General features: G+C 43.3%; 14 protein-coding genes. 7 read left to right on the top strand and 7 right to left on the bottom strand.

Going from position 1 to position 20,201, the window contains the following annotated elements; translation table 11 throughout:
- Positions 1–3: 3 nt before the first annotated feature.
- The 5 genes from KE626_RS00265 (at position 4) to KE626_RS00245 (ending at position 9,935) form a co-directional block, all read left to right on the top strand.
- Positions 4–936 carry an LLM class flavin-dependent oxidoreductase gene (locus tag KE626_RS00265; RefSeq protein ID WP_211970751.1) on the top strand — a complete coding sequence of 311 codons (933 nt, stop codon included), beginning with the start codon at positions 4–6 and terminating at the stop codon, positions 934–936.
- A complete protein-coding gene (locus tag KE626_RS00260; RefSeq protein WP_211970750.1) occupies positions 933–4,100 on the top strand; it encodes a lantibiotic dehydratase in 3,168 nt (1,055 codons plus the stop codon). Before KE626_RS00265 ends, KE626_RS00260 begins: the two co-directional genes overlap by 4 nt.
- Before the next feature lie 8 nt (positions 4,101–4,108).
- Complete coding sequence (locus KE626_RS00255) at positions 4,109–6,313, top strand: peptidase domain-containing ABC transporter (protein WP_211970748.1); 2,205 nt, start codon at positions 4,109–4,111, stop codon at positions 6,311–6,313.
- A gap of 80 nt (positions 6,314–6,393) precedes the next feature.
- A complete protein-coding gene (locus KE626_RS00250; RefSeq protein ID WP_211970746.1) occupies positions 6,394–6,744 on the top strand; it encodes a hypothetical protein in 351 nt (116 codons plus the stop codon).
- Between the two features lie 170 nt (positions 6,745–6,914).
- Complete coding sequence (locus KE626_RS00245) at positions 6,915–9,935, top strand: glycoside hydrolase domain-containing protein (RefSeq protein WP_249207174.1); 3,021 nt, start codon at positions 6,915–6,917, stop codon at positions 9,933–9,935.
- Positions 9,936–10,021: 86 nt separating this feature from the next.
- On the opposite strand, the gene KE626_RS00240 is transcribed toward KE626_RS00245, so the two are convergent.
- Positions 10,022–10,927 (bottom strand): SMP-30/gluconolactonase/LRE family protein, encoded by a 906-nt coding sequence (locus tag KE626_RS00240; RefSeq protein ID WP_211970744.1) that lies wholly within the window; start codon positions 10,925–10,927, stop codon positions 10,022–10,024.
- A 153-nt stretch (positions 10,928–11,080) separates the two neighbouring features.
- Here KE626_RS00240 and KE626_RS00235 point away from each other — a divergent pair, with 153 nt between their 5' ends.
- Positions 11,081–12,133, top strand: coding sequence for a nucleoid-associated protein (locus KE626_RS00235; protein ID WP_211970743.1), 1,053 nt, complete (start codon positions 11,081–11,083; stop codon positions 12,131–12,133).
- A gap of 245 nt (positions 12,134–12,378) precedes the next feature.
- Here KE626_RS00235 and KE626_RS00230 read toward each other — a convergent pair whose 3' ends face one another.
- From KE626_RS00230 to radA, 6 genes are all read right to left on the bottom strand, one after another.
- Entirely contained in the window at positions 12,379–13,926 is a 1,548-nt protein-coding gene (locus tag KE626_RS00230) for a PSP1 domain-containing protein (protein WP_211970741.1), read from the bottom strand.
- A 147-nt stretch (positions 13,927–14,073) separates the two neighbouring features.
- On the bottom strand, positions 14,074–15,213 hold the full coding sequence (locus tag KE626_RS00225; protein WP_211970739.1) for a DNA polymerase III subunit: 1,140 nt from the start codon (positions 15,211–15,213) through the stop codon (positions 14,074–14,076).
- Positions 15,214–15,267: 54 nt separating this feature from the next.
- Complete coding sequence (locus KE626_RS00220) at positions 15,268–15,819, bottom strand: hypothetical protein (RefSeq protein ID WP_211970737.1); 552 nt, start codon at positions 15,817–15,819, stop codon at positions 15,268–15,270.
- A gap of 129 nt (positions 15,820–15,948) precedes the next feature.
- Entirely contained in the window at positions 15,949–16,470 is a 522-nt protein-coding gene (locus KE626_RS00215; RefSeq protein ID WP_211970735.1) for a glutathione peroxidase, read from the bottom strand.
- A gap of 193 nt (positions 16,471–16,663) precedes the next feature.
- Positions 16,664–17,353, bottom strand: coding sequence for a ComF family protein (locus tag KE626_RS00210; protein ID WP_211970733.1), 690 nt, complete (start codon positions 17,351–17,353; stop codon positions 16,664–16,666).
- Positions 17,354–17,389: 36 nt separating this feature from the next.
- Entirely contained in the window at positions 17,390–18,766 is a 1,377-nt protein-coding gene (gene radA, locus KE626_RS00205; protein ID WP_211970730.1) for a DNA repair protein RadA, read from the bottom strand.
- Positions 18,767–19,326: 560 nt separating this feature from the next.
- On the opposite strand from radA, the gene KE626_RS00200 reads away from it, so the two are divergent.
- Positions 19,327–20,019, top strand: coding sequence for a zinc metallopeptidase (locus tag KE626_RS00200; protein WP_211970728.1), 693 nt, complete (start codon positions 19,327–19,329; stop codon positions 20,017–20,019).
- The last annotated feature ends 182 nt before the right edge of the window (positions 20,020–20,201 follow it).

Raw genomic sequence — 20,201 nt, 5'->3', positions numbered from 1 at the left:
GATATGAATAATCTTTCAATTGGGTTATTGGAATTGGGATATAGAAAGGATACAGTTTCTTTGGCAGCTGTGCAACAGATATTAGATTATGCGTGCCTGGCAGATTCATTGAATTTTTCACGGTTCTGGTTGGCGGAACATCATAATCCTAATGTATCTGCACCATTTACCAATCCGGAAGTCCTCATCTCTCTGGTAGCTGGCATGACTGATAATATCAGGGTAGGATCTGCCGGAACATTGGTGAAAATGTACGCTCCTTATAGCACCGTCACGAACTTTAAGTTACTTAATAACCTGTTTTTCAATCGTATAGATTTAGGGCTATCTAAAAGTGAGCCATCAACGGCATATACGAGAGATATGTTAGTAGAGGTCACAGGTAATAAATTGTTTGAATCAAAAGTTGAACAGATCTATAGTCTCCTGTATGAAGAACAATGGAACTTTGATAAGAAAGAGGTGGTAATTCCTCCCTTCGGTGGGGAGGCTCCTGAAGTTTGGTACCTCTCCAATTCTTATTCAAGGTTTGAGGATGCCATTAAGTATAAGTTGAATTATTGCCGGTCTCTTATGCATGGAGTGGGGTTATTGGATAAAGATTATAATAAAGAGCAGTTAAAGTCTATAAAGGAGAAGTTTTATCATCTGCATGGATATTCCCCTAAAGTAGCGTTGGCTTTGGGAGTGGTTATTGGGGAAACGCTCGAAGAGGCCCGGCATAGGAATGAAGCGCTTACCGGACCGCTGGATACAACCCGGGCTGATAGCCTGGTGGCCATTCCTGTTACAATAGAATACCTGGGAGAACTGGTATATCGCTATCAATGTGCGTATGGAATTGATGAGTTTATTCTTTACGACATGGAGGGGGATAATTTAAGAAAGATGGAGAATATCAAACAAATTAGTCGCCTATTTAACTTAAGTAGATGAGTACCGGGAGTAATATCGAAAGATTTGATACGGTTGTGTTAAGATCACCGTTGTATACTTTAGGGGCATATCAGCGTATCCCTGATAATGCAACGGAAGTAAGCAACTTTGTGAAGGAATTATTTACAGATAAACTATTTGCCGCAGCTGTCTTTTTGGCTTCGCCTGCATTGTATTATGAATGGGAGAGGTCATACAGCGTGGTATTTGCTGACGAAAAGCTGGATAAACTTAATAAAAGCATATTAAAGTATTTTATCAGGGCTTCCACCAATTGCGTTCCGTTTGGCCTGTTTGCTTCTTATTCAGTAATAGACAAAAACAGGGCTGACCTGGCAAATGACAAAAAAGCTCCATTTACTATCATCACCGGCATAGACACCCAGGTGTTAATGCTATTGATAGGGGATTTAAACGCATATGATCCCGTAAAAAGTATGTTGAAGTACTTTAAGAATAACACAACTTACTTGATGGGAGATACCTGCCGTTTTGTAGAAGCGGATATAAGTGGAAGGGCAGAAAGTAGAAACTATACATTGGCTTCAGTAGAGCTTGACCAGGTGCTGGAACTCATATTGAGTGCCGCTGAAGATGGGACCACGATCCATGAATTGACTGCGTTGCTGGTGGATAGCGTGGAAGACCTCAGCAATGAACAAGCAACTGCATATATTGAAGAGCTGATTAACGCGCATATACTGGTTAGTAACCTGGACCTGTGCCTCAATGGCCAGGCTCCGCTGGATCAAATGATATCCTTCTTAAAGCCACACATGAATATGTGGGCCGGAGATGTATATTTAGAAAGAATATTTTCGTTGCTGACTACACTCGCTGAGAAGCTCCGGGGGCTGACATGGGATCAAATTACTGAATCTGGAATAGCAACAATTGAAGACATTATTCAGCATATTAAAGCATTACATGCTGATAGCGATGAAAAGAGTGCGCTGAGCATAAACTTGAAAAATGAGTATCCTGCCGGTGAAATGGATGGTGACGATGATAAAGACCAGATCCTGACAGCAATACGTGTTTTGTCGATGTTCACTACCCGAAACCCACACAAGCACCTCACCTCCTATTATAATATGGATAATTTTAAACGGGCATTCCTGGCAAGATATGGAGAAGGAAAAGAAATCCCCTTGCTGGTGGCATTGGATAGTGAGTGTGGTGTTGGATATATACAAAACAACAAGGATATAGCTACTTTTTCTGATTTGCTTGATGGATTCCCACTGCCAGTAGCCAGCACCCAGTTTACCAGTATTTATTCTGACCGGCAGGCTGATAAATTTTGGATGGAGGTGTTCCTGAAAGCTATACGGGATAACAGTTTTTGCGTGGACTTACAGCAGGAGGATTTAAGCAAGTTCGAAGACAGGAAGTCTTTATTGGCTGGTACTTTTCCTGTTATGTACTCAAAGTCAGGGGATAAGATCTTTATATTTTCTGCCGGTGGCGCCAGCGCAACACATTACATCGGAAGATTTACGAACGGAGACAATGAGTTGGCATCATTTGCAAACAATATTGCAGATGCAGAGCAGGAAATATTTTCAGGAAATATTACGGCTGAAGTCATGCATCTGCCAACAAATAAGGCTGGGAACGTGAGTATTCGTAATATCAACCGCCCATATGAGCTGAACATAATGGGAAGCCATCCGAACAGAGGGAAGATGATCGAACCGGGCGATATTATGATAAGTGTATCTGATGATCGGATACATTTAAGAAGTAAGCAGTTTAATAAGGAAATTATCCCCTTTTTATCATGTGCTCAGAATTTTCATCGGGATACATTACCGTATTATCATTTGATGTGTGACCTTCAAAGCCAGTATAGGCCAAATCTTTTGTCACTCGACTACAGCTCCCTCATTCGGGATACATTCGATTTTATACCACGAATTGTTTATGGCAACAAGTTGATCCTCGCCCATGCAACCTGGAATATCAAAGGAAAGGACTTGAATGACCTTAGAGATGAAAAAGGGGCTTTTATTACAGAGAAGCTCGCATCTTTCCGACAGAAAAATAGTATTCCAAGGTATGTAAATCTGGTTGAAAATGGAAACGTTACCCTGTTATTAGACTTGGATAATGACTACCTCCTGTCTATACTAAGTGATAAAATAAGTCGGGAGAAAATCAATATGATCACAATTAGTGAGTGTTTCTATGATCTTGATCGTGATAAAGCATGTTATGCCAATGAATATATTATGTCATTTACTACCGCTGCAAAGTATCCAACAGGCAGTCTTTTAGATAAATGTACATCGTCATCATCCGTTCGCGAGAAGTTTATTCCCGGCGATGAATGGTTGTATTATAAGATTTACACGGGTATAAATACAGCTGATAAATTATTGGTATCAGGAATTAAGAGAATCGTTGATGAGCTTCTGAGAGAAGAATTAATAGATGAATGGTTTTTTATCAGGTACAACGATCCGGATTTCCACCTAAGAGTAAGGTTTCATTTAGCGGGTAATGCCGCAAAGGACCATGTCATTAATATCGTTATTGAACATATACAGTACTATATTGATAATCATTATGTCTGGAAAATTGAGCTGGCTACATATGAGCGGGAACTGAACCGATACGGCGAAGGCAATATTCCGCTATCAGAAAGCTTATTTTACTATGACAGTAAATTATCTGTAGAATTGTTACAGGAATTGAAAGAAGATGGGAGGGAAGACCATTTATGGATGTACTGCTTGAAAAGGATCGACGAATATCTTAATCTTTTTGCTTTTAGTGTCATTGACAGGTTGAGGTTTACCGAGAATATTTTTTCTGCGTTTTCTGACGAATTTAACCTGGATAAGGATGGTAAGAAGAGTATTGCGGATAAGTTCAGGCAGCATTCAAAGGCGTTGGATGGCTTCTTACAAAAGGGAGATAGCAAATATGATAAGCTGATCAGCGCAGAAAGGAAGATAAGGGAAAATATTATTTTAGAAATGTTAGCGTGTATCCCGAAAGAAGAAATAGAGAATTTTGTGGCCAGTCATATACATATGCATGTGAATAGACTGATGAAATCCAGACCGAGATTACATGAAATGGTACTGTATGGAATACTGGTGAAAATTTATAGGAAGGAGGTGGGGATGAATAAATATAATGTTAGCTTGATATAAATAGGAAAATGAAATTTGTTGCTCAACATGATTTAATGGATTGCGGACCAGCATGCCTGTCAATGGTAGCCAGTCACCATGGCAAAAATTACGCATTGAATTTTTTAAGGGGGCTCTCTTTCCTTACCAGGGAGGGCGTGAGCTTATTAGGACTTAATGAAGCGGCTGAGAAGATAGGGTTTGAAACATTTTCTGCCAGTCTGACCCTGGAAGAGTTATCTGCCATGGGCGGATTGCCCTGCATTCTTCATTGGAACCAGAACCATTTTGTTGTGCTGAAGGACATCCGATCCCGCAGGAGGCTATTTTCAGAGGATAAAAGAAATATTTATGTGATCGCGGATCCTGGTCATGGGATAATTAAACTTGAAGAACCTGAATTTAAGCGGTCTTGGTATAGTACCGACAATAAAGGAATTGCTTTTTTTACAGAGCCGACAGATGCTTTTTATGGAAAAGAACCCGCCAAATCAACCAAGGGGTCTTTGAGATTCTTTTTCGATTATCTCAAGTCTTATAAATCAGAATTACTACAGCTAATACTCGGATTATTTGTAGGTACCGGTCTTACGCTTATTTTCCCTTTTCTAACCCAGGCACTTATAGATAAAGGAATTGGAAATAAGAGTATGTACATTGTATACATCATTCTCCTTGCACAGATTTTTTTATTTCTGGGTGCCTCTGTAATAGAAATTACCAGAAACTGGCTTATGCTATATATAGGAGCAAGGATTAATGTCACTATTATCTCTGATTTTTTAAAAAAAATAATGAAGCTGCCGATTAGCTTTTTTGATACAAAGATGATCGGAGATTTTACACAAAGGATTGCAGATCACGAGCGAATTGAACAATTTTTGACCTCTCAGAGCCTGTTTACCATTTTTTCTATGGTGAATGTTTCTGTGTATTTCTTTGTACTTGCTTTTTACGATTGGAAGCTGGTAGCTATTTATTTGTCCTTCACTTTATTTTCCATTTTATGGGCAATGTTTTTCCTAAAGAAGAGGAAGAAATTAGACTATCAGAGTTTTATCCAGAAAGCGGATAATCAAAGTGCCATTTATGAAGTAATAAATGGGATACAGGAAATAAAACTGAATGATTATGAGGCGCACAAACGTTCTGTATGGGAAGATATCCAGGTGAAGCTCTTTAAGATTAATCAAAGGGTATTGCAATTAGACCAATACCAGGGAGTCGGTTTTAATTTCATTAACCATCTGAAAAATATACTGGTAACCTTCATTGCTGTTAACGAAGTGATAAACGGAAAGATCACCCTGGGAGCAATGCTAAGTATTTCTTACATCATCGGCCAGATGAATGGACCTATTGGCCAACTGATCATTTTCTTCCGATTAATGCAGGAAGCAGAGATAAGTTTCGACAGATTACGGGAAGTGCATACTTTGGAAGAGGAAGAAAATATGAGGCAAGTTCACGATGTAAGCAATGATGAGCCCGTTGCTACAGGAATCCATTTACACCAGGTTTGTTTTCAGTATGAGGGTCCAAAGTCCCCATTGATACTGAAGAATATTGATCTGCATATTCCACAGGGAAAAGTAACCGCTATAACTGGAGCCAGCGGAAGCGGGAAAACAACGCTATTGAAAATTTTATTAAAATTTTATGCCCCCACAAGCGGAGCAATTCTAGTCAATAAAACCCAACTCGTAGATGTTTCTCCCAAAACATGGAGGAAAATTTGTGGGACTGTTATGCAAGACGGCTATATTTTCTCCGACACAATAGAAAGAAATATTGTTGCCGGAGATGAGTATATTAATGAAGAGAAACTCTGGAATGCTATCTACGCGGCAAATTTGCAAGACTTCATTGAAAACCTTCCACTGGGTTTAAAGACTAAAGTTGGTATATCTGGTAATGGCATTAGTGGTGGACAAAAGCAGAGAATATTGATTGCAAGGGCTATATATAAAGATCCGGCATATTTGTTTTTTGATGAGGCAACCAGTGCGCTGGATGCAGAGAATGAAAAAGTGATCATGAGAAATCTCGATAAATTTTTTAAAGGAAGAACAGTTGTTATTATCGCTCACCGTTTAAGCACTGTGAAAAATGCGCACAATATTATTGTGCTAAAGCATGGTGAAATTGTTGAAGTAGGTGATCATAATGCTCTTGTCGAGTCAAAGGGGAGCTATTTTAACCTTATCAAAAATCAATTGGAGCTGGGTAGTTAGTCATCTGAAACCAGGAAATATTGTTGGTTGTATCCATGGACAAAATTTCTGAAATATCGTTAGGGAACAAAAGCCGCCACATGAGAATAGGGGTGTTTGGTACTATTGTCCTAATTCTGGGAATAGTACTTATAGGACTTTATGCGGTGGAGATTCCAACCTATAGGGAAATAGAGATAATTGCAGAGGGTAATCACTATTACATGATGTCGAGGGTGGAGCTCAAAGAAAATGAAAGTATCCAGGTTGTGGGATCTGAGACCTCATACACCATAAATGCATCCATAACAAGATTGTCAACATATAAGTATGAACTTCTACAGATGACATTACCAGATACGGTGAAGGCCAATTTGAAGAAACAGTACATTACCAGGGGAAGAATATTAACAGGTAAAACCGGGCTCCTGAATGGAATAATGAATTTTTAACATATGAACAACGGGAAACATAATTATTGACGCTATGAATACAATAATATCAAAATACCTTGAGTAGGCCCCGTTTTACGGGGCTTTTGCTTTTATAAAATAATCCGGGAAAGAAGACGTAACAATAGTAAATTTATGACCGGTGAACATTCAAAAATTTAACATCCTACATGTATCAGATCAACCACCATTCCCGCAACATCAGGAAAGGATTACTGCTGGCAGGACTTACCTTCGGCGTTCTTACAACGGCCCATGCCCAGGAACTGAAGTATACTGCCGGTAACAACAGCTGGAACGCAGATTCGCTTGGTAACCACCGTGCAGTAGTCAGCTTTAACGGTACTTCCAACGTGGCCCGTGTGATGATTCCATGGCGCCGCCGCGATGAACATCCCGAAGCAAAACGCATCATTATCCAGGACGCCAAAACAAAACAGAAAATTACCAACGTAAAAACGTTGACCATTACCCGTGAACAGGGCGATATCTGTTTCGAACCAGTATCAGGAAAAGGCGACTATTATATATATTATCTCCCTTCAAAAAATGAGGGCCGCGATAACTACCCCAAAGGGGTATACCTGGCGCCGGAACAAACCGCCAATAACAACTGGCTGCAATCTGTTCCCGCCGGAATGAAACCGAATACCATCGTAAAAGAGCTGGAAGCGATTGATACTTTCAACAGCTTCTATCCTATGGAGGTCATCGCTACCGCAGCAGAAAAACAACAGCTTCTGTTGAAATACCCGGGTACCGGTTATATGGTGTTTCCGGAAGACCGGCAGTTCCCCATCAAAATGACGGAAGATCTGCCTCAACGCTGGATTAAGAAAGGCCCCTCGCAAAGCTTTGCCGGGGAAGCCGATAAAGGTGAATACTATTCATTTCAGCTTGGTATCTACGCCAAACGCGAGATGAAAAATGTGAAGATATCTTTTGCAGATCTTAAAGCAGCCAATGGCGCCGGTATCCCCGCCGCTCAACTCAGCTGTATTAACACCAGCGGCACCACCTATGATGCGAAGCCATTTGCGCCGGTGGTGAATATTCCGGCCGGCGAGGTACAGGCGCTCTGGTGCGGAGTAGATGTGCCAGCCAACGCTGCAGCAGGTATTTACAAGGGTACCGCTATCATCAGCGCAGACGGCATGCCTGCTATGCCCGTAAGGATTGCATTAACGGTAACGAATAAACAGGCCGTAAACAGTGGCTTTAATGAGCCCTGGAAACAAACCCGCTTAAAGTGGCTGAACTCCACACTGGCACAGGATAATTCCCTGATCTCTCCATACACGCCACTGGAAGTGAACGACAGCGTAATCAGTTTATTGGGTCGTAAAGTAGGCATCAACAAAGATGGTTTCCCGGCACAGATACAAACTTTTTTTACGCCTGAAATGACAGAACTGTCGGCACAGCCCAAAAATATTTTTACGGAGCCGGTACATTTTCATTTCACGGCAGCCGCCACCGGTAAGGATCTCCCATGGAAAAGCAATGGCTGGAAAATAACTTCCAAAGAAGCCGGTAAGGTGAGCTGGACCGCTGTTAATACCACCACCGGGTTACAGATGGAAGTAAATGCCACCCTGGAATTTGATGGTTTCCTGGACTATACCGTAAAGGTTACGGCCCTGGAAGATGTGTCCCTGAAGGAAATTACCATGCACCTGCCATTTGATAAAGGCGCTGCAAAATATATGATGGGTCTCAATCAAAAGGGCGGTGTACGTCCTGAAAAGATCGACTGGAAATGGGATGTGAAAAACAAAAACCAGGACGGCGCCTGGATTGGTGATGTAAATGCCGGCGTACAGTTTAACCTGCGTGATGAAAATTATGTACGCCCGTTGAACACTAACTTCTACCTGCAAAAACCTTTGCTGTTCCCTGTTTCCTGGGGCAATGGCGATAAAGGTGGTATCACCATCGGTGAAAAAGGTAAAGCGATCCTGGTGAATAGCTATAGCGGCGAAAGAACCATGCATAAGGGAGAAGTGCTGTACTATAACTTCCACCTGATCATCACACCATTCCATACTATTAATACGGATTTCCAGTGGTCTACGCGTTTCTATCACAGGTATCATAACCTGGACAGTATCAAAGCCACCGGCGCCACCGTGGTGAATATCCATCATGGTAATAATATCAATCCGTGGATCAACTATCCGTTTATTGAATGGAAGAAGATGAAGGATTATATCGACGAAGCGCATAGTAAAGGCCTGAAAGTAAAGATTTATAATACTGTAAGAGAGCTTTCTAATCATGCCTGGGAAACATTCCCTTTGCGTAGCCTGGGCCATGAAGTATATAGCCCCGGAAAAGGTGGTGGCTTCTCCTGGCTGCAGGAGCATGTGGGGAAAGACTACATTGCGGCCTGGTTTGTACCGGAATTCAAGGATGCTGCGATTATTAACAGTGGCATGAACCGCTGGCATAACTACTATGTGGAAGGCATGAACTGGCTGGTACAAAATGTGGGTATCGATGGTATCTATCTCGATGATGTGGCGTTTGACCGGGTAACCATGAAGCGGGTGAAAAGAGTGCTGACACAGGATAATCATCCGGGTATTATTGATCTGCACTCTGCTAACCAGTACAATAAATCAGATGGTTTTATTAACAGTGCTGTGCTGTATATGGAGCATTTCCCGTATCTGAACAGGCTTTGGTTTGGTGAATATTTCGACTACGAAAAAAATGGTCCCGACTTTTTCCTGACGGAAGTAAGCGGTATTCCATTTGGCTTGATGGGTGAGATGCTGCAGGATGGCGGAAACCAATGGCGTGGAATGGTATATGGGATGACTAATCGTATGCCATGGACAGAGAATGCAGATCCACGTCCTATCTGGAAAGTATGGGATGATTTTGGTATGCAGGGAACAAAAATGATTGGTTATTGGGTGGAGAACAATCCGGTTAAATCCAGTAATCCACTGGTACCAGCCACTATTTATAAAAAGAACGGCGCAGTGCTGGTGTCAGTGGCCAGCTGGGCTGCAGAGGATACGTCTGTTCAGTTGACGATCGACTGGAAGGCGTTGGGACTGGATCCTGCAAAGGCTGTAATAACAGCACCGGATATACGTAACTTCCAGACCGGCCAGGTGTTTGCCAAAGACGCCCCTATTCCGGTGGCTAAGAATAAAGGAATGTTGTTAATTATTAAGTAGAATTACGAATTACGAATTTGTGGGTAAACATCAGCGACTGTCAAACTTCGTCGGTCATCTGCCCACAAATTCGTAATTCGTAATTTCTAATTCGTAATTCTCCTTCCCGCTATCGCTACCCTGAAGGTTTCCACGCACTTCCTGTCCTGGAGTGTTACATAAACGGTTTTCCCGTCTTTATCTCCAAAAACGAGGTTGCTGCACTGTTTGCCTTTCAGGGGTACTTCGCGGATCAGTGCGCCTTGTGGTGACATAACGGCGATGACGCCTTTTCCCCATCTGGCAATATAGAGGTTGCCGGCTTTATCGCATTTCATACCATCAAACCCGAAGTCGGGGAAGGTAGCGAATAAGGTTTTATGGGAGATGTTGCCCGCGTCGTCTACATCGTATTTCCAGATCTTGCGCTGCACGCTTTCATTTACGTACAGGGTTTTTTCGTCGGGGCTCAGTTCTATCCCGTTGGTAGTACCCATATTGGCTTCCAGCAAAACGGGGGTGCGGTTGGCATCTATACGCCAAAGTTGCCCGGTGTTGTTGGCCCATTTCGGATCGGACACAAAGATCTGGTCTTTGCGATTGATACAGAGATCATTCGGCTGATTGAATTTATTGGAATGGACAAATACGCTGACCTTTTTTGTTTTCATGTTTATGGTCAGCACATTATGATTGATGAAATCGGGTAGGAACATGGTGCCTTTGCTATTGAAGTGAATGCCATTGGCCACGCTGCTGTCGGGGAGCGTTACAAAAACTTCTCCGCTGCCGGTATGGGTATTTATTTTTCCGATGGTGCCATCTTTCTCAAAATTTACCACATAAAAATTGCCTGCTTTGTCAAAGTTGGGTCCTTCAATGTTCACGGAAAACATATTTTCGGCGGTCAGGTCACGGGCTTCGTATAGTGGTCTGGCTGCGGTTTTTTGTTGGGCCATCATTGGCAGGCCCCAGCCGGCCATCATTACCACCAGGTATATGTGTTTTCTCATGTTCATTTTATTTTAAAGCTTTAAATTAAGGAACTAATCGGTACTTTTCAGTGTAATCGTGCAGGGGAGATGTTATGTAATGAAATTATCAAGAATTAATTACGGCCGGAAACGGTTCTGCTGCCTGTCAACTAATTTATTAATTTTGCGCCCATGATCCATGTTTCGGAGTTTAAAGATTTGGCGCACTTAACGATACACAAGGTGGGGAATTCTTCCAATGAGGAGGCGTTACTCTGTTCCAAAGCGCCTTTGCAGCTGGAAGATGAAACGATCAGCCAGTTATTGGTTACCTACTTTATACAGCCTTTTGCCAATGCAGCGGAGTATTTTCGGTTCCGGCATGATGCGGATATAGAATTGAATGAAATATTTCAATATTGTCGACGTATATTTACTGACCAAAGCGAATTTCAGGAGCAGTCGGTGAACATTGCCAAACATCTATATAAACATTCCACCCATCCCAAAATAAAAGGGGGAGAGCTATATATAGCCTACTTTAGCAAGTGCCAGGTAGATGGAGAAGAAGTGGAGGCAATCGGTATTTTCAAGTCGGAGAATCGCGATACTTATCTGAAAGTGTTCCTGGCAGATGAGAATTACCAGGTTAATTATGAAGATGGCATCAATATTAATAAGCTGGACAAGGGTTGCCTGGTTTTTAATACAGAAGAGTCAGAAGGTTTTAAGGTAAGTATAGTAGACAGCAACAGCAAACAAACCGAGGCTGTATACTGGAAAGATGCTTTCTTACAGGTTCAGCGGAGAGAAGATAGCTACCATCAGACAGAAACAGCAGTAGACATGTGTAAGCTGTTTATACATAACAAGCTGCCAACCGAATATGAGATGGATAGAGTGGATCAGGTAGATCTGTTAAATAAATCAGCCGCCTATTTCAAGGAAAAAGAGCAATTCCAGCTGGATGATTTCGCGAAAGAGGTACTGGGTCATCCCGACGCCATTGCTTCTTTTAAGGAATACAGAAATGAATACGCGAATCATTTCCAGCAAGATATCCCTGATGAATTTGAAATATCTGCACCTGCTGTAAAGAAACAGCAGAAAGTATTTAAGAGTATATTGAAACTGGATAAGAATTTTCATGTGTATATTCACGGCAACCGCGAAATGATTGAGCGTGGGTTTGATGAAGCCACCAACATGAACTATTATAAGCTGCTGTTTGAAAATGAAGCGTAGGTCCGTGTAAAAGAACAGTAGAGGCACCTGTGGGGTTGATTTTGTGAAGGGATAACAACGACATTTTATAATTTTCTCATAAGCAAAAACCAATTGTTAACAAAGGCTGCCTCGTCTGGGCGGCCTTTTATTTTTTTAGCTGTTAGCCTTTAGCAGTTAGCTTTTAGAAAAAATGCAAAGGGGTAAAAAATGAAAGAAATTATATGTTTCTCTCATTTTTTACCCCTTTGCATTTTTTCTAAAAGCTATTTTTCAGGATTGTTGTTCCTGTTTGGATTGCCTGGGCGGTGTTTATGCCTGGGCGGACGCCTGTCTTGTCTGGGTGCAGATCCCTGCTGACCGCCGGTTTGGTCGGGCTGCTGTCCTGGCTGGTCGGGTTGTGCAGACGGTTTCGGTCCTTGTTGTCTAGGTCCTTGCTGTCTCTGACCCTGTTGCCTTGGTCCCTGTTCAGACCGGGATCCTTGTTCAGGGCGGGGTTGCTGTTCGCGTCCCTGCTTGGGTTGGTTACCACCGGGTTGCCGTTGTTGCTGCTGACGGTTTTCCTGTTTAGGTTTACGGTCCTGCTGCTGGCGGTTGTCCGGCCGTTGATTGCCTTTAGGTTGTTCCGTTCTCGGTTGAGCGGAGCCCTGGCCTTGTTTCTGCTCGCCGGTTTTCTGTTGTTTTTGTTTGTCCTTATCTTTCTGTTTACGCTTTTGCGCTGTTTTTTCGAGAGATTTCAGACTAATCAGTCCAACCACATCAGCGTATCCGAGATCGGCTTCTTTTGGTTTGGCCGTTACCACCTCCACTGGTTTCAGGTCATCTGGTTTTACGCCTTGCCTGTTGAGCTGGCGTATTTCTTTAGCCCTGGAAATGGTGAGCGGGTATTGTTTGTTACTGCCTTCGTAGGAGTACCACATGAGGCTTTTGAAGATATCCCTTTTTTGCAGGTGGGCAACGCCGCCGGCAGTTTCAATGTTATCAGCATCATCGGGGAAGTCCTTCAGGGCATCGAGGTAGGTATCCAGTTCGTAGTTCAGGCAGCATTTCAAACGGCCGCATTGTCCGGATAGCTTAGCCTGGTTGATAGACAGGTTCTGATAGCGGGCAGCGGTTGTATTCACGCTTTTGAAGTCCGACAGCCAGGTGGAGCAGCAAAGCTCTCTGCCACAGCTGCCTATGCCACCTACTTTTCCGGCTTCCTGGCGGGCGCCTATCTGGCGCATCTCCACCTTGGCCCTGAATTCAGAGGCATATACTTTAATTAATTCTCTAAAATCAACGCGATCATCTGCTGTATAGAAGAACGTGGCTTTACGGCCATCGGCCTGTATTTCCACTTCTGCGAGTTTCATTTCAAGTCCGAGGTTACGGGCAAGTGCTCTCGATTTGATGAGCGCTTCCCTTTCGCGGGCCTTGTTGTCATTCATTCGCTGCAGGTCGTCGTTAGTTGAACGGCGTAGAACTTTTTTTACTTCGGGTGTGTCTTCCGCGCGTCGCTTCTTCATTTGCAGTTTTACCAGCTCGCCGGTGAGGCTTACTGTACCAACGTCAAATCCGCTAACTCCTTCCACTGTTACCATTTCTCCTTTATCAAAGAGCTGTTTGGTCACATTACGGAAAAAATCCTTGCGGCTGCCGTTGTTAAAACTTACTTCTATAATGTCAAATGGTGCTAAGCTATCACCAAGAGGAATATTGGACAGCCAATCAAATACATTCAGTCTGTTACAACCTCCTGTGCTGCATCCTCCATTACTCTTGCATCCTGACGGCTTCCCTTCCACACCCGTACCACATCCGGCACAAGCCATATTATTAATTAGTTTAAATTTTATAAATAAGCATTTCAGGTTATTCCAGTTCTTCAAAATACGTTTTTCCTTTTAGAAAAACAAAAGGCCGGAAGCAACAAAGATAGGGAAAAGCAGCAGATAAGCCCCCGGAGATGCGGATGCTTATTACATAACCGGTAAAGGTTTCTTTTTGAATATATATTGAAGCTTGATGGACAGTGCATGAAATAGCATCTTTCCGTTGGCGTTTCGTTCAATATAATAGCTGGCATTGTTCAATTCTTCGGCAATTTCCTGCATCTGGTCGAGATTGGCCAGTTTGGCCAGTTTGCCTGCAAAGTCCGTTTCTTCCGGGGAAAAAGCCAGCAGGTTCTTATCCAGGTATTGAAGCCGGATGGTATGTTCCAGCAGGTTAATGAAGTACCGGAGGAACTGTTTCTGGTTTTCCCGCCCGGTTTTGGCGCTGGAAATACCTTCTATCCATTCCTGCAGGGCTACCCGGTTCCCGGTAAACAGGTGGTTGAGCCAGCTCCGGAGTAATTCGTGATAGTCATCCTCGGAGTGTTGCAGCAGGTAGAGGGCTTCCCTGTAGTTGCCTGCCGTGAGAGTAGCTATCTGTTGTGCCCGGGATGCGGGTACATTGTTTCTCTCCTCCAGCGCAACTATCATGTCGGCTTTTGCCAGCGGATTTATTTTAATAAGATGTGTTCTTGATAAAATAGTGGCCAGTATCTGCTCCTGGTTTTCTGCTATGAGGATAAAAAGGGTGTTTTTAGGCGGTTCTTCGATGAGCTTCAGGAGGCGGTTGCCTTCATTGCCCAGGTACTCGGGCATCCACATGACCAGTATCTTATAGCCACTCTCAAAGCTTTTCAGGTTCAGTTTGTGGATAATATCCTGGCATTCCGTGGCCGTTATGTTTCCCTGTTTGTTTTCTGCGCCAATAAACTGAAGCCAGTCGTAGGCATTGCCATATGGCTGTGCTACCACAAATTCGCGCCACTCGCTGATATAATCAGTACTTACAGGTTTATCGCCCGACTTCCGGGGAATAACCGGGTAAGAGTAGTGAATATCCGGATGTACAAACTGCGATGCCTTGATACAGGCAGCGCATTGCCCGCAGGCATCCTGGTCCTTTTTGTTTTCGCAAACAAGGTATTGTGTGAATGCCAGTCCCAATGGGAGGCCGCCTGCTCCTTCCGGGGCAAGCAGTATCATGGCATGACTGAGCCGGTTATGCTGAACGGATTGAATGAGCTGCTGCTTTACATCAGCTTGTCCTATGATCTCTGAAAATAGCATGGGCGCAAGATAATGAAAAGGGGGATAATCGTCATTTTTACCAAGGCGCTCCCCTTACTGCAACGACACATAACAGGCATTTTCAAAGGCGCCTTCGCCGCTGATGCCCAGGTTATCTGCCATGAAAAAGAAATTGCCGGATATAGTTTGGGTCCTGGTATTTACTTTTTTAATGATGATATAAGAGGTGTCTGTGACTACAGGGTTATAATTGCCGGTGTTGTCTATTATCGCTGCGGCTACCAACCCGCCTTTTACAGGCCCGGTCCGCGAATAGAAGAAAGTATCCAGGCGCAGACTGTCATTCTTCAACGACGTTGCATCAGGAGCCCGGTCAGTAAGATTCAGCACTATCCTGAAGGTATCAGAGATGGCCTCCATACTGAAGAATTTCTCGCCGCCTTCATTATCCTCCGCTTTGCGGAATATAATGCTGTTGCTAAGGTTCATTGGCCTGCTGCGGCCTTCTATGGCAGTAGTCATTTTCATCTCCGGACAGGCAAGGGAAGGAGTGTCAACACTGTTCTGGCATGCAGACAAAAAAAGAAGGAGGCTGATGGCAATGCATGTCAGCGGTTTTCCAAAAGGGATAAGTTGGTGTTTCATGAATATAGTTGCTCGTTGTGTATAAAAATATCAGGATGCTTACGTTAACGACTATACGTTTAACGCAAGCACCTGCAAAAATCTTTTAAAACACAAAGTTGGCAACAGGAAAATAAAAACCGTATATCGCTACTTTTCTATTGCCGCAATAACTTCGGCTGATTCAGGTTGGGTTTTGGGAGAAAATACCGCCACCAGGTTTCCTTTTTCATCCAGGAGGTATTTCTGGAAGTTCCAGGTAACTTCAGCCGGTTCAAAATGTTTGGCTTTACTTTCTTCCAGCAACCATTTATAAAGCGGATGTATGTCGGCGCCCTTTACGGATATTTTAGCGGCCATAGGAAAGCTCACTGCATACTTTTTGGTGCAGAATTCCTGTATTTCCTTGTTACTGCCGGGTTCCTGTGAACCAAAGTTATTGGCAGGAAAACCAATGATCACCAGTTTGCCCTGGTATTTCTTATACAGTTTTTCCAGGCCTTCATATTGCGGCGTATTGCCACAGAGCGATGCTGTATTAACGATTAATACCTTCTTCCCTTTGTATTTGGAGAAATCAATTTTTCCTCCGTCAACGGCATCTACTTTAAAATCATAAAGGTGGGAAGAAGCAAAAAGCATAACAATTGATAATATTGCTAACCTGAACATATAGACAATTTTTTAAAGACTGATGAAAGGATCAGCGAAAATGCTGCACTTGTAAAGTTAGCATTCCCGCATGAAAAAAAAGAAGTTTTTTGGTTAATGGCCGGCCCCTGTCAAATACAACAGTAAACACCGCATCATCGACCTGATTAATCTCCGCTGCATTTGCTAATAGCTAACTGCTAATAGCTAACCGCTAGGTCCATGCATACGCCAGACAACATACGCTCACCCTGGCTCCCGCCTCCTGCAGGGCCACGCAGCAGGCTTCTGTGGTGGCGCCGGTAGTAATAACATCATCGATCAGTAATACGTGTGATCCGGGGCTGAGGTTGCCGCTGGTTTTGAAAGCGGCCGACACATTTTGCCAGCGGTCTGTCCGTCCTTTTTTTGTTTGTGTGGCGGTATATTGCTGTCGGCAGAGCGTAGCCGGGTATACTGGCAATGATATTATCCGGGCAATGCCATTGGCGAGCAGGGTGGCCTGGTTATAACCGCGTAGTTTTTCTTTCCGGGGAAACAGGGGTACCGGCGCCAGCAGATCAACATCGCTGATCCAGGAACAGTCCTGCAGCTGATAGCCTATTTGCTTACCCAGCCAAAGCGCAATATCTGATCGTTGCCGGTATTTGAACCGGTGTACCAGTTGCTGTATGCCGGAAGACTGGTTGTAATAATAGGCAGCGGTGGCCTGTTGTACCATTACTCTTCCGTTGAAGATGCGGGCAACCGGGTTGGCCGGATACCGGTGAAAGTGTGTGGCAGGCAATGCCTGCAGGCACCGGATACATAACAGTTCATCTGTTTGTTGCAGGTCTGTGCCGCAGAGTTCACAACAATGCGGATAAAACAGATGAACCAGTGGGGATAACAAACTGGTAAACATGTGTTGGATTTAAAAAGATATGGTGTTAACGGTGTTTTAAAATAATCGCTGATATACTTCTTCCACTCTTCCTACAGCAATTACTTCAATATGGAATTTACTGAAATCAATTCCTTTTTTGTTATAACGGGAGATAAATATTTTTTCGAAGCCCAGTTTTTCTGCTTCCGCGATCCTTTGTTCAATGCGGTTTACCGCCCTTATTTCTCCGCTCAGCCCTACTTCTCCTGAAAAACAAACTTTGGGAGGAATGGCATTGTCTTCATAAGAGGAGAGCAGCGCGCACAGCACGGCCAGATCGATGGCAGGATCTTCTACTCTGATGCCGCCTGCAATATTGAGGAATACATCTTTTACGCCGAAGTGAAAGCCGCCGCGTTTTTCGAGTACTGCCAGGAGCAGTTGCAGTCGGCGTAAATCGAAACCGGTGGCGGTGCGTTGCGGGGTACCGTAAACGGATTGTGTAACGAGCGCCTGTACTTCCACAAGGAGCGGTCGCATGCCTTCCATGGTAGCAGCAATAGCCACGCCGCTTAACAGGTCTTCACGTTGTGAGATCAGGATTTCCGAAGGATTGGTTACCTGTCTTAATCCTGTACCTGTCATTTCGTATATGCCCAGCTCGGCGGTAGAGCCGAACCTGTTTTTGATGGTACGTAAAATGCGGTAGGCGTAATGTTGGTCGCCCTCGAACTGTAAAACCGTATCCACCATATGTTCCAGCACTTTAGGGCCGGCTATGGAGCCATCTTTTGTAATATGACCGATAAGGAATACGGGGATGTTACTTTCTTTGGCAAAACGTTGTAATTCTGCTGTTGTTTCCCTGATCTGGGATACACTTCCCGGAGCGGATTCTATAAAAGGAGATTGGAGGGTTTGAATAGAATCTACAATCACGAGTTGTGGCTGTAGTTTTTTTATTTCCTGGAAAATTGTTTGTGTGGATGTTTCCGTGAGCAGGTAAAACTGTTCATTGGAATTTTGTATGCGGTCTGCCCGCATTTTTATCTGTTGTTCACTCTCCTCACCGCTGATATAAAGCGTTTTAATATGCTTCAATTGTAATGCATTCTGAAGGAAGAGGGTAGATTTCCCGATGCCTGGTTCTCCGCCCACCAATACGAGCGAACCCGCTACTATACCGCCTCCCAGCACACGATTCAATTCGTTGTCGGGTGTTAATATCCTTTCTTCTTCCCGGGTAACTACCTCGGCGAGGTTAATAATTTTATGGGTGCGGGCAGGTGAGATATCGTTGTTTTTCCAGTCTTGTTGCTTCTGCGGAATATCTTTTTGCACTCTTTCCTCCACAAACGTATTCCATTCTCCGCAGCTCGGACATTTTCCATTCCATTTTGCTGATTCATATCCACAATTCTGACAAAAAAAAGCAGTTCTTATTTTACTCATAATTTTTTTAAACAGGATGCATACAAAGTAAATGGTTTTATACTTATTGCATCGAAATGATAAAAAGAGAGGCGATAAAAAGAGAGGTAAAAAGGTATAAAAAGAGAAAAGAGCCAAACGGAAGATTCCGCTGACTCTTTCTACTTACTAACCCATTAAATTCAGGTCTAAATTACTAAATGGCTTCAGAATAAAAAAGTTTATTTAATTGATGTGAATAACTTTTGAGCCCTTGGCAGGATCTAACAAAGTGGCTGCCATCGCTTGTTTCAGCGTATGTTTTTATCCAATATTACTTTCATTGGGAACTCGTAAAATGTTGATAAATAGGGTTGATGTCGATGATTTTTGCATATGAGAAAAGTTTAATAAGATACTTTTTTATAAATGACAAACAGGCGCTTTTTGCTCGTAAAAAAAATATTTTAACGCCATAATGACAGTGTTAAATTTATAATTTCGGGACAAAAAGGGGAGATGGCAGTCAAGTGCTAAATAAAACTTAAAAGGGGGTATCTGGAGAGATATTTGTGCCTTCTTTTTATCAAATTTTACACAATATGACACCTGGAATCATGTTTTTATCGCTGATTTTTGTGGGGATCAGCATGCTGGTAAGCTATATACTTAAAAGTAAGTTCCAGGCTTACAGCCAAGTACCCACTTCTTCTGGTCTCACCGGTAAGCAAGTTGCCGATAAAATGTTGAGAGACAATCAAATATACGATGTTCAGGTACGGGAAACGGAAGGATTTCTGTCGGATCACTATAATCCGGCCGACAAAACCGTTAATCTTAGCCCGGACGTTTATAGCGGCGCCAACGTGGCGGCTGCTGCAGTAGCTGCCCATGAGTGCGGTCATGCCGTACAACATGCAGCAGCCTATCCCTGGCTGGGACTCCGGTCAAAGCTGGTACCGGCGGTACAGTTCAGCTCCAGTCTCGTTTCATGGGTATTGCTGGCCGGTATCTTCCTTATAAACACCTTTCCGCAACTGCTATTGGGGGGTATCATCCTTTTTGCCATTACCACCTTATTTGCCCTTATAACGCTGCCGGTGGAATTTGACGCCTCCCGCCGGGCGCTGGCCTGGCTGGATAATAGCCGAATAATGCCGGCTGCGGAGCATGACAAGGCAAAAAATGCGCTCTGGTGGGCCGCCATGACTTATGTGGTAGCTGCCCTGGCATCCGTGGCCACCCTGTTCCAATATATTTTAATATATATGGGCGCAAGAAACCGGAATAATTAATAATATAAATATCCCTGGATATGTAAAAAGCGACCGCCCAGGTCGCTTTTTTATTTTATCATGTTCCAGTATCCTTTAACATTTTGTTAAGGAATTGAAAATATTTTTCTATTTTTATTTCCTGAATGTGAATTTCAGCCACTTTAAAAGTGTTTCGCTTGTGTTTTTGCTTAATGATAAGG

This window comes from Chitinophaga hostae, assembly GCF_018224885.1.
GTDB classification, from domain to species: domain Bacteria; phylum Bacteroidota; class Bacteroidia; order Chitinophagales; family Chitinophagaceae; genus Chitinophaga; species Chitinophaga hostae.
This window is presented reverse-complemented; position numbering and strand designations above follow the sequence as displayed.